This is a genomic window from Endozoicomonas sp. (genome assembly GCF_051008435.1).
Lineage (GTDB): Bacteria > Pseudomonadota > Gammaproteobacteria > Pseudomonadales > Endozoicomonadaceae > Endozoicomonas_A.
The window spans coordinates 25,504-37,154 of sequence record NZ_JBPCXO010000470.1; the positions used below are offsets into that span (position 1 = coordinate 25,504).

At 45.5% G+C, this 11,651-nt stretch carries 9 protein-coding genes; 6 read left to right on the forward strand and 3 right to left on the reverse strand.

Annotation, left to right across the window (positions count from 1 at the left end):
* Window positions 1–22: 22 nt before the first annotated feature.
* The gene (locus tag ACR2PX_RS23300) at window positions 23–895 is read right to left on the reverse strand and encodes an aspartoacylase (protein WP_434001745.1); all 873 of its coding nucleotides are present in this window, start codon (window positions 893–895) and stop codon (window positions 23–25) included.
* A 536-nt stretch (window positions 896–1,431) separates the two neighbouring features.
* Between ACR2PX_RS23300 and ACR2PX_RS23305 the strand changes: the two genes are divergently transcribed.
* The 5 genes from ACR2PX_RS23305 to ACR2PX_RS23325 all read left to right on the forward strand — a co-directional run bounded on the left by ACR2PX_RS23305 (window position 1,432) and on the right by ACR2PX_RS23325 (window position 7,916).
* Window positions 1,432–1,932, forward strand: a complete 501-nt coding sequence (locus ACR2PX_RS23305; protein ID WP_434001746.1) for a glycine-rich domain-containing protein — start codon at window positions 1,432–1,434, stop codon at window positions 1,930–1,932.
* A 3-nt stretch (window positions 1,933–1,935) separates the two neighbouring features.
* Complete coding sequence (locus ACR2PX_RS23310) at window positions 1,936–3,195, forward strand: MFS transporter (RefSeq protein WP_434001747.1); 1,260 nt, start codon at window positions 1,936–1,938, stop codon at window positions 3,193–3,195.
* Window positions 3,196–3,488: 293 nt separating this feature from the next.
* Window positions 3,489–5,531: an FUSC family protein gene (locus ACR2PX_RS23315; protein WP_434001748.1), complete on the forward strand. Its 2,043-nt coding sequence runs from the start codon at window positions 3,489–3,491 to the stop codon at window positions 5,529–5,531.
* A complete protein-coding gene (locus ACR2PX_RS23320) occupies window positions 5,528–6,412 on the forward strand; it encodes an HlyD family secretion protein (RefSeq protein ID WP_434001749.1) in 885 nt (294 codons plus the stop codon). The genes ACR2PX_RS23315 and ACR2PX_RS23320 overlap by 4 nt, the downstream gene beginning before the upstream one ends.
* Before the next feature lie 214 nt (window positions 6,413–6,626).
* Window positions 6,627–7,916: a multidrug effflux MFS transporter gene (locus tag ACR2PX_RS23325; RefSeq protein ID WP_434001750.1), complete on the forward strand. Its 1,290-nt coding sequence runs from the start codon at window positions 6,627–6,629 to the stop codon at window positions 7,914–7,916.
* Here the strand turns inward: ACR2PX_RS23325 and ACR2PX_RS23330 are convergent.
* On the reverse strand, window positions 7,847–8,812 hold the full coding sequence (locus tag ACR2PX_RS23330; protein ID WP_434001751.1) for a LysR family transcriptional regulator: 966 nt from the start codon (window positions 8,810–8,812) through the stop codon (window positions 7,847–7,849). The two genes, ACR2PX_RS23325 and ACR2PX_RS23330, sit on opposite strands and share 70 nt — an antisense overlap.
* Before the next feature lie 178 nt (window positions 8,813–8,990).
* On the opposite strand from ACR2PX_RS23330, the gene ACR2PX_RS23335 reads away from it, so the two are divergent.
* Window positions 8,991–9,764: a ferredoxin--NADP reductase gene (locus tag ACR2PX_RS23335; RefSeq protein ID WP_434001752.1), complete on the forward strand. Its 774-nt coding sequence runs from the start codon at window positions 8,991–8,993 to the stop codon at window positions 9,762–9,764.
* 57 nt (window positions 9,765–9,821) lie between these two features.
* Here ACR2PX_RS23335 and ACR2PX_RS23340 read toward each other — a convergent pair whose 3' ends face one another.
* Entirely contained in the window at window positions 9,822–11,300 is a 1,479-nt protein-coding gene (locus ACR2PX_RS23340) for a carbon starvation CstA family protein (protein ID WP_434001753.1), read from the reverse strand.
* Between the last annotated feature and the right edge of the window lie 351 nt (window positions 11,301–11,651).

Sequence of the window (11,651 nt, forward strand, 5' to 3'; positions counted from 1 at the left end):
ATCCCGTTGCTTTTATTCGTTTCTAACTACGCAGGGAAACGGTTTCCAGGTTTGTGATGACCAAAGCCGTATTCTCGTAGTAATAAGCCGCTTCATTGATAAAAATGGGGTAACCGGATTTACCTTCATAATTTGTCACGGTGCCATCCCTATTTTGAAGCATTGCCATACCGGGTTTCAGCTCCTGAAAGTCTTTGTCCTGAAGAGAGTGGTGAACCATGGCCGTTAGCTCTCCCTCATCGTCTCTGGGGTACAGAATTCGATCTGTTACCTTAAAAATTTCGACGGATTCTGGCAGAGCAGTGTTCTGCTCCTCCTGTGGCATTAAAGCAAAGTCAATCAGGTGCTTGATCACCGCTTCGGTTTCAGCAAACTGATCGTGACGTAAAACCCCGTTGGGCAGTGGACCTACTTCAATGGCCAGTGCGTAATCTGAAAGACTGTTCAAGGTACAGCTAAGCTGATTATCCCTGTCACTCATGATTATTTTTACAGCTGGCATATGTTGCTGCACGAAGGCGGCTGCCTGAAGGTTAAAAGCGGCGTGGTCTCTGACCAGCAGAGTCATCCCCATATTGGTGGTCGTGCTATGCAAATCAATAATAAAGCGTTCATTGTTGGGCTTGGGGCCCAGAATACGATTGATTTCCCGGGCACGGCGATGTTCATAGATCGAATCATCATGGCCATTGAGAATATCGTCGGTGAAGGATCGATTAAGGTCTGCATCAATAAAGCGTCTGACTTCTTTATAGGCTGCAGTATTGGCCAGCAGATAGTCTACGGGTATGGCGCTCTGGCTGAAGCTTCCGTCCTGTTCCAGTTTCCTGATCAGGTAAGGCCCAATCAATTCATTGCCATGGGTGCCACCCACGATGGTGATTTTTTTAATCATACGCAGACCTTTATTGTACTGGTACCAAGACTAAACCTGGCTTGGGATTTCTACAACTCCGGCCATAAGTGAGGCTTAGATCAAATATTAATACCCAAAATGCTTGGTGTGTGTTGACAACAGTTTAGGGTGGTGGTAAAAAACATGTGTCGTATTTAGGAGTGACGACAAAAACAATAAATTAAAGGAATTAATTATGTCTTTGAATATTAGTACTCTGAATAAAATAAAAAAATCTGAACTTAAAATGACTAAGTTCAATCTCAATGAGATGATTACCTGCCAAATTGCCCTCTGTGGTATTATGGCATAAATCAGCAATGATCGACTGAAAAAAAACGTCACCATCAGGGGATGATTTTTTTTACGATAAATAATTGATTTAAAATTATTAAGCTTATCACTAAAGTATATCTGCCTTCTTAAGGATAATCCTCTTTTGTGGATTGCTCTTTCTTTGCTGAATATATGAGTCAAAAGTATTTTTGACAAAGTGGTAGGCTTTTATGTTGATTTATAGCTAAGTAAGCCTACATATGATTGATACTCAGCCAGATCATAACGTCTCTATTAACTACGATCAATTAGTAGTTCTTGAGCCTAATACAAAAATGGATTATAAAATAATTAATCCCCTTGAAACTTTAGAAGAAAAATGGACTTACATAAACAGTTCAATTAATTGGACTTGGTTATATGAATCATTGACGGTTGAAGAGAAAAACGCTGCATTTCAGCCGTTAGTTGATTGTGAGACTGCTGACGAAATCTTTAAGCAGTATAAGCGCTATTTATATATGCTCTGTAAATATGACGATATTTACTTCTCCCCCACAATTGCTATGGATATTGCATGGCATGCTCATATTCTTGACTCTCAGGCATATTTTCGAGACTGTCACGCATTGTTTGGACGATATCAACATCATTTTCCATATTTTGGCGCAAGAGGTGAAGGTGATAGAAGTAATCTTTTAGAAGCTTTTGAAAATACAAGAAAAATTTATCAATTCGAATTCGATGAGATTTTGGATTGAAAAATGAATAATCATTATAAATTTTTTGCATTTTCATCATTTCGAGAAGTAGCAGTTAATTTCACGAAAATTATTTTTGCATGGTGGGTAATTACTATCTCAAGCATAAGTGAGTTATCGAGATTGATGACCATAAGCTTGACAATACTTATCCTTTTAACTCCGATTTTAGCGCCTTTAAGCTCAAGATTTTTATTAAATAGAGCCTTGTCAGTAGCCTGTTTTATTGTGGCGGTTGGGTATGCTGGATATGGGATTTCAGCATATTTGTATCAGGAGGTAAATAGTCCATTTCTTTTAGCAAGCATAGTTTTGGCTGCTTCTGGAATGGCAATAGTCTTACCTCTCTCGAATGCGGTTTTAGCTTCATTAGAAAACATAGATGCATCCAGTGCAGTTAGAACAAGTAGAAGTATAAGCTCTGGGCTTTCTATTGTCGCCCCCATTGCGGCTGGTGTTCTATTGACAATATCAATTGATATTGGGATGGCTCTGGCTTGTTTTTTTATGTTAATAGCCTCAATATTTGCTTTAAGTTTAAAAATCAAAGGAGGTGCCCCCAGTCCAAAAAGAAATATAAAGTTTAGTAGCATTTATAAAGAATGGGGAAGGCAGCAAAAAAACAGCTTTAGAATCAAGTGGGAAATAGCAACTGAAAGAGGCTATTTAATAATCGCTTGCGCAGTGCAGTTTATACTCGCAGGTATGCTTTCAATAGTTATACCATTTGAAATAAAAGATACATATAAGGCGACAGGGTTTGAGTTAGGCTTGTCTGAGGCATTAGTTGCGGGGGGGATGTTTCTTTCTGCTACATGGCTGCTACCAAAAATAAATAAGTGGATTTCAAAGTACTATATCAGCAGCTTAGGTCTTATGATTGGATCATTAGGTTTACTTGTTTGTTCAATCTCAAACGTCATTTATATATTTTACATCGGACTCTTCTTGTTTGGGCTAGGGTTTAGTATTTATGGTATGAATGGAGTTGCACACAGGTTAAAAGCATTCCCAAAAAATCTTAGAGTATCTCTCTCCGCTTTTGATATTACAGCCTCTAGATTGGCAATGCTCTTTGGTTTAATTATTGCACCAATACTTATAGATTTCTTTGGTAGTAATATGGTGGTGGGTTTCTATAGTACTGTTTCCATACTATTGTCTTTTTTATTATTGAGAGTTACAGGTTGGAAAGACCTAATGGAATCAACAAATGAAGAGCTTGATGAATACTACGGAAAACTAATACCAAACATTAAATAGGAGTCGAAAGCTTCAATCTTCTGGTAACTGCTCAAAAAGTGTAGGCGAAATAGCACTTTTTCAGATAGCCCTTCTTGAATTTACTGGACTGTAGCTGACTGACCTGCAAAATCGCCTACGAATTTTGAGCAGTTACATCTTCTGTGTATCCGATTTAGGGGGGTATTGATTTAGCCAGCTTGTTTGCAACGTTAATGGCACTCTCAGGACTTGTTTAACGTATAATCAGTATACTCTCACTGTGTGCTGAACAACTATACTCTGGCAGCCTGATCCGGGAGTCATGTCAGCCAATGGCCACTCTTTCCAGCAGCCAAGTCAGGAATCTGCTCATCCCTTATGATACCTGGCGAGCCCGAGAGTCACTCAAGGTAGCCCTGGCGGTTCTGCTTTGTCTGGTGATTATTTTTAATTACCAGATCGAAAACGGTTTTATGGCGCTGTTGGTTATTACGGTCATCAATGCTGTTTTTCCCCATGATATGACCCGCATGATGCTGGAGCGTCTGGGAGGAGCTGCCTGTGGAACCCTGATTGGTTTTTTGCTGATTCAATTCACGGATCCTTTGGTACAGACCTGTCTGGTGGTGATTGGCCTCATTCTGCTGATCTGGCCCTACACTCTGGGGAAAATGCATTACGCTTCTGTTTTCGCGGCGCTGACTCTGGCCATTCTTTATCAGATGAATTTCACGGACAGCCAGCGAACCATTAGTTTTGGTCTGCACTGGGTGCTGTTAATTGCCATGGGGGGAGGCATTCTATGGCTGGTCAGTTCATTAATTCATCCTCAAAACGCTACCTGGGCGTTACGTCGACAGCTTGATCGTTTTCTGGTCGATTTATATAAACTGAGAAGTCGGCATCGGGTTGTTGTATTGCCATTGCTGGAAAGGTTGTTTTTGGCAGGTGGTCGATATCTTGAAGCCCGGGAACGAACTCAGTGTCGTAAGCTTTGTAGCATTATTCAGCCTCTGTCAGAGGAACTGAGTGAACTGAGACATCTGATTCCTCTGGTTAAGCAGGATACCCCTCCGGAGTATTGGCAGAGACTGCACTTATTTGCTGAAGCCGCAGAGCAGTTGCTCAGCAGGATCAATAATCCTTCTAAAAATTCTGAGAATGAAGTCAGTAATCTGGCTCAGCTGTATGAGCAGATGCAAGCGCATTTCTATCAGTTCTGGGAGCAATACAGTGCCAGCCAACTCAAAAGTCATTTAGTGCCAGTCGCCAGAGCTCAACGTTGTTGTTACGCCATTCTCAGGCATTGCCTGTACCTTTTTGAAACTCAGGACAGGCCGATAAGTATGCCCCCTGAGGATCAATCGGAAGCAGAAACTAAAAGTTTCCGCAGAGCCATCAAGATTACGGTCATTATGCTGGTGACAGCTCAGGTTTCTTTGCAGATGCATTGGCAGGGTGGGTTTCAGGCATTAATAGCGGCCACCGTAATGGCTATACAACCCAACGCCGGAGTGTTACTGAGTCGTATATCTCAACGTTTGGCAGGACTATTGACCGGGGCTGCAGTGGCTGTGGCTGTGACAATGTTGCTCAGTCATCTGACCAGTGTCTGGGTACTGATTGGTTGTTATTTTGTGGGAATTTACTTCGCCAACTATTACAGCCTGGGCAGTGATCGGTACAGTTATGGTGCATTGCAGGCCGGGGTCGCTCTGACTCTGACACTTTCTTATGGGAACTCCACTACGGATATCGACTTGCTGGTTATGACGGAACGTATTGCGGGACTGTTTGAAGGTTTTGCCATCGCCATGATTATTCTGATGCTTTTTCCAGACAGTCCCGGTCGACAGTACCGGTCAGCCCTGAAGAAACTGCAACAAAGGCTGCTACGAAGGTTGGAGCAGAAAGAGACCTCAGGCATGGAGGTATTGCACTTCAATCAGGATATTGCTTTTCTGCATCAGTTGGCATCGCAGTCAGATCAACTTTCTGCGATTACACGTCAGTTGCCCAGATACCAGCCTTTAACCGGAGTGGCCACCAGGTTGGTTCGAAATATCAGTGCTATGGAAAAGCACTTTCTTGATGTATCCGGGCAAAGCAGCATGAAACCTTTGGGTCAAAGCGTTTGCAGGGATTTTTCTACGATTTTCTCCCGCTGCTTTCAAAGTCAGGATTATCGGGAAGAGCTGTCCGCTCTCCATGACTTGAGAGGCCGTCTGGTGAACACACTTCGAGATCTGCAGGCGCCGGACGTCAGACTGAATCACTCTTCCACCAGTCTGAGCCATACTGTCTGTGCACTGCTGGCCTGTCGTGATGCCTGCCAGAATCTGATGACACTGCAACGCTATTATCAGAAATTATGACTACTCCCCAACGTTATGCTGCTGTAATCGTGAGTGTTCTTGTATTGGTTGCCGGATTTGTTCTGGTGACCAATCGTTATATTCCCAATACCGACTTTGCCACACTTCAGGCTTATACCGTGCCGGTATCCAGTCTGGTGGCAGGCAATATTACCGGTGTCAAAGTATCGGATAATCAGAGAGTGGCAGAAGGCGATCTGTTGTTTGGTATTGATCCTGAGCCGGTGAATATCAGTCTGACTCAGGCTCAGGAAGCCTATCAGGTCGCACATGAGCATTTTCAATCACTCAGTCGTCTGTTTCAGTCTCATGGCATCAGTCGTGATGATTTTCTTCAGGCCGGTAAAGCCTTATATCTCAGTGCCCGGGCCCTATCAGAAGTGCGCTATCAGCAAAAACATATTCTCACCCATGCCCCCGTTTCAGGTTATGTAACCAATCTTGAGGCTCGACCGGGTCAGTATGCAGAGACCGGCCAGAGAATCATGACACTGATTGATGACAGTGACTGGTGGATTTATTCCAACGTTAAAGAGAACAATCTGACCCGAGTCTATCCGGGGCAAAAGGTGCTGATCAGTCTGAATTCCTGTCCGGGTTTCGTGATTCTGGGGCAGGTTGCCACCATCGCCAGAGGAGTGGATACCGATGAGACAGGGCCCAGTGGTTTGGCCCAGGTGGAAAGAACCAGTAACTGGATTCGGCTGGCTCAACGCTTTCCTGTGAGAGTGACTTTTGATCGAACACAGTTGCCTGAAAGTTGCATGCTTTATAATGGAACCACCGCCATTACTACCATTCTGACGGTGGATAACGTTTTATCCAGAACCGTTGCCTCTGCGATTCAGCAGCTTAGAACCCACCTTCAATATTTGTACTAGCTGACAAACTCAAAGTCGGACTGGATTACGAACCGGGAAATAAAGTGTTAGGATGCTGCGAATGGACGACGCATTTTTACTAAATTATGGATAAAACAGTCCTGAGCTGTCTGAAAAACCACTGGCGAAAGAAAGGTTTCTTGATCGCTGCGGGCTAAGAACAAAACTCACAATAATAAAGTCGCCTTTCTACTGTATTTCAAGGATTTCGGCCATGGAGCAGGCAAGTCACACTCCGCCTACGAATAAGTTGTCTACCCGTCTTGCTTTGATGCTTGCCGCTTTGGTTGCCATTGGTCCCTTCGGGATTGATACCTATTTGCCTGCTATGCCCGCTATGGCCGCTTTTTATGATGTTTCCACGGCCAGTGTTCAGATGTCGATCAGCCTTTTCTTCGTCGGATTTGCCCTGGGTCAGGTCGTGGGTGGACCTGTTTCAGATCGGGTTGGGCGCAAACCTGTAGCTTTGGTTGGGTTGAGTATTTTTACTCTGACCAGCTTATTGATTATCTGGACGACCAGTGTCGAAGAACTGTTATTACTCCGGTTTATCCAGGCTCTGGGAGGAGGCGCTACGACTGTGATCTCTTCGGCTGCAGTTCGAGATCGTTATCATGGCAGGGATGTCGCCAAAATGTTGTCAATGGTGTCCATGATTATGTTGATGGCGCCTATGCTTGCACCCGGTATTGGAGCCATTGCCCTTAACTTTTTCTCCTGGCAGAGCATTTTTGCAGTCCTGACCGTTTATGGCGGACTGTTGCTGTTGATGGTGGTTTTTCAGTTGCCTGAGACCAATCCCAATCCAAAAGCTGACGGCCCTCTGGTCAAAGGTATTTTGCAAAAGTACGGAGAAGTTCTTGGTACTCCCAAAGCCATGGGGTTTGTACTGTGTACCGGCTTCTCACTGGGTTGTCTGTTTACCTTTCTGACGGGCTCTGCTTTCACTTACATTGAATATTTTGGGGTTTCGACCAACCTCTACCCTGTCTTGTTTGGTTCCAATGTACTGATTTATATGATGGTGAATCGCCTGAATATGAAGTTGTTGAATCGTTATGATCCGGTGCAGTTGATTCCAATAGGCATTGCCATTCAATTAACCTCCATGGTTGTTTTCAATCTGGTGTTGCACTTCTTCAATCCCGGACTGCCTTTCGTTTATCTGATGATTACCCTGACGATCAGTTCCATCGGTTTTATTGCGGCCAATTCAACCAGTTGCACTTTAAGGTATTTTCCTCACAGCAGTGGCACTGCCAATGCGGTCATTGGAACGCTTAATTTTGGTCTGGGTGGTGTTGTGGGAATCCTGATGTCTTTGATGCACGACGGCACACTGGTACCCATCGCCACCACCATGTTTCTGGTGAGCTTCTTGTCGCTGGTTTTCTTCATCTGGGGAATGAGAGCACCGGAACCAGAGATTCCGGGTCAGCCGTCGGATGTGCAAAGTGTTCCTTCAAACTCTGCTGATCGAGTCCGAGAGCCTGCCGACCTTTGATGCACGGAAGAGCCAGCGGTCCAGCTGCGACAAAGCTGTATCAGTTCCTTGATGCCCTGACCGATGTACTTTTGTCGATGCATAATGAAATAGAACTGTCGGCTCAAGTCTCTCTCGGGGATCAATAGTGGTGTCAGGCTGCCTCTTTTGAACGCTTCCTGAAGCGTTATTCTCGACAGACAACCAATGCCCAGGCCCGCTTCGACAGCACGCTTGATCGCCTCAGTGTGCTGTAACTCCATAACCACATTCAGATTTGGCAAAATGCCATGCATGGCGCGATCAAATGCCTGACGGGTACCTGAACCGGCTTCACGGAGAATCCAGCCAGCATTGAGAAGGTCTTGGTCTGTCAGCTGTGTTCTGTTCTCAAAGCTATGTCCCGGTGCACAAAAGACAACCAGCTCATCATCGCACCAGGGAATGACATTCAGATCATGGTGATGCAGCTCACCTTCAATCAGTCCAATATCCAGATCGAAGTTCAGCACCTTCTCGGTAATGGTCGCGGTGTTGGCCACTTCCAGATCGATGTGAGTGCCCGGCTTATCCCTCATCATTCTGGCAATAATATTGACTGCCAGATAGTTGCCTATGGATAAAGTGGCTCCCAACTTGATCTGGCCTACCAGAGTCTTGCTGGAAAGCTTTTGCTCAAGCTGCTGGGCTTTTTCCAACAGAGCTTCGGCTTCAGGGCGTATTTGGTGACCCATATCATTCAGCTGAAGTCTTTTGCCAATCCGGTCAAACAGCTGAGTATTGAACTGTTGTTCCAATTCTTTCAGTGCGCTGCTGGCTGCAGACTGCGACATTGCCAGCGTTTTTGCGGCGCGAGTTAGGTTTTGCTGGCGGGCCGCCTCCAGAAAAACCTCAAGCTGTCGGAGAGTGAATTTCATTGGCTTATCGATTTAGTCGAATAATCTTATAGGAATTATCTGTTTCACAAATATCGTACCCCTGACTAGGATAATCTGGAAGAAAAAATATTATGAATATATGAACTCTAACCCTGTTAATCCCTCTAACAGTGAAAGGGTTGGGCAGAAATATCGACCGTCAGGAGTGATACCTACCGTGAGCAAGCTTATCCGGGAGACAGTAACCAGCGTACACCACTGGAATGAAACCCTCTTCAGTTTTACCACCACGCGCAATCAGGGCCTGAGATTCAAGAACGGCCATTTCACCATGATCGGTCTGGAGATCGAGGACAAGCCTCTTCTGAGAGCCTACAGCATTGCCAGTGCCAACTATGAAGAGGAAATGGAGTTTTTCTCTATCAAAGTGCAGGACGGTCCTCTGACCCAGCACCTGCAAAAACTGGAAGTCGGTGATGATATTCTGGTGGGTACCAAGCCCGTGGGAACTCTGGTATCGGATAACCTGCTGCCCGGAAAGAACCTCTATTTACTCAGTACCGGTACCGGTCTGGCTCCCTTCATGAGCATCATCAAGGATTTTGAAATCTACGAGCAGTTCGACAACGTCGTGTTGACCCATGGTGTTCGTTATGTTTCTGAGCTGGCTTATCAGGATCGGATTGAGCATGAACTGCCTGATAATGAGTATTTTGGTGAACGGGTCAAAAATCAGCTGAAGTATTACCCCACCGTTACCCGGGAGCCATTCCGGAACGAAGGCCGGCTGACCGATCTGATGGAAAGCGGCAAACTGTTTGCTGACCTGAATCTGCCTGAGCCTAATCTGGAAGATGATCGTTTCATGCTCTGTGGCAGTCCGGCAATGCTCAAGGATCTGTGTCGAATTCTGGAAGAGAAAGGTTTTCAGGAAGCCCGTGGCGGGAATCCAGGACATTTCGTAGTTGAAAGAGCTTTTGTAGAGAAGTAATTCCTTTCCTTCAGTGAAAGGTATCGGGCCATTCCGATACCTTTCATTTACGGTCTGTTATGCCACAGACATCTTACCTTTAACTTTGCGATCTACTAAGACCAATGCTGTCAGAATCACAACGCCAATGACTGCACCAACCGATTTGGTCCACTCCGGGGACAACCCGAAACCAATGCTGGCCGTAAGAATATAAGACAGAGTGATACTGGTACCGGCAACGGCAGGCAGGCTCACAATCCAGTGGAAGGCACCACGATCAAACAGATACTTGGTCGCTAGCCAAAGCACACTGGTAGACAGCAGCATGTTGGAGAAGGCGAAGTATCTCCAGATCAGCGAGAAATCCACAAAAGTAATCAGGTAAGCGATACCCAGAATCGGAGTAGCCAGCAGGATACGGTTCCGCATGCTCTGGGGGATATTGAACGCATCGACAATGGTCAGACGCAGTGAGCGGAACGCAGTGTCGCCTGAAGTAATCGGGAAGACTGCCACAGCAATAATCGCCATGATACCGCCCATTACTCCGAGATAACTGGAAGCGACTTCATTGACGACCATGCCGGGACCACCCATATCCAGAATGGCTTTCAGTTCAGCATAACCGCCCGGGAATGCCGCAATACCGGCCAGAGCCCAGACACAAGCCACCAGACCTTCGGACATCATGGCACCGTAGTAAACCGGACGAACGTATTTTTCATTGGTCAGGCAGCGAGCCATGATAGGGGCCTGGGTCGAATGGAAACCACTGATGGCACCACAGGTAATGGTGACAAACAACAGAGGCCATACAGGCAGCCCGGCAGGGTTGGGAGTCAGAATCGCACTCTGATGTTCCAGATGACTGTGTGAGATGTAAGTAAACACATCACTGGCTACTGGCAGATGAGGCGCATCGATCAGCAGTGCAATGGCAATCAAAGTGGTCATGACAATCATCAGCAGACCGAAGAACGGGTACAGTCGGGTAATGATTTTGTCGATAGGCAGCAGGGTTGCCAGAAAGTAGTAGCCCAGAATCAACAGCACCCAGAAAGTATTGTTGGCGAAAATAGTGCCTTCAAAGTAGCTCAGGTTACTGAGCAGACCCGCTGGACTCATAATGAATACCACACCAACAAAGAACAGCAGCATGGCAGTAAACACCAGCATGATGCCCTTGAAGTAGACATTGAAGTATTTCCCGGCAATTTCTGGCAGGGATTTTCCGTCTTCCTTGATGCTCATGACACCTGAAAAGTAGTCATGAACGGCACCGCCAATAATGTTACCCAGAACAATCCAAACCAGAGCGATGGGGCCATAAAGAGCACCCAGGATAGGTCCAAAGATTGGGCCCACACCGGCAACGTTCAGAAACTGGATCAGGTAAGCCTTGACCGGGTGAATGGCAACATAGTCAACACCTTCGTCAAAACGTTTCTGGGGAGTTGCGGCGGTGGGGTCGATCCCCGCCTGCTTCTCGACAAAGGGACTATAGAATTTGTAACCCAGTATCAACAGGGTTATACAGACAAAAAATACGATCATGGAAGTGTGTACCTGTTGTTATCTTACAGCCTGTGTGGCCATGTTGGATTTTTATACTGCTTCCGCCCATCTGAGTTAGAAGAAACAGGGCCTTTGATCAGCGGTACATGTTGTATTTATTAACTCTGACTGGTGTTGCTTGTGTTCTGATCGAAAGGTACTTTGCCCTGTGAAATAACGATTGGAATTGTTGAGTTCTGTGGACAAGGCGGGCGAAGGATAAGTATTTAGTGCCTGTCCGAAAACCCACAAAAATCAAATGATGACAGTCCTCATTAAACGTGAGGCCAGATCATAAACCGGACCTTCACTGTTAAAGACTACATTTGCAGCGATTTCTGAGAGTATTCT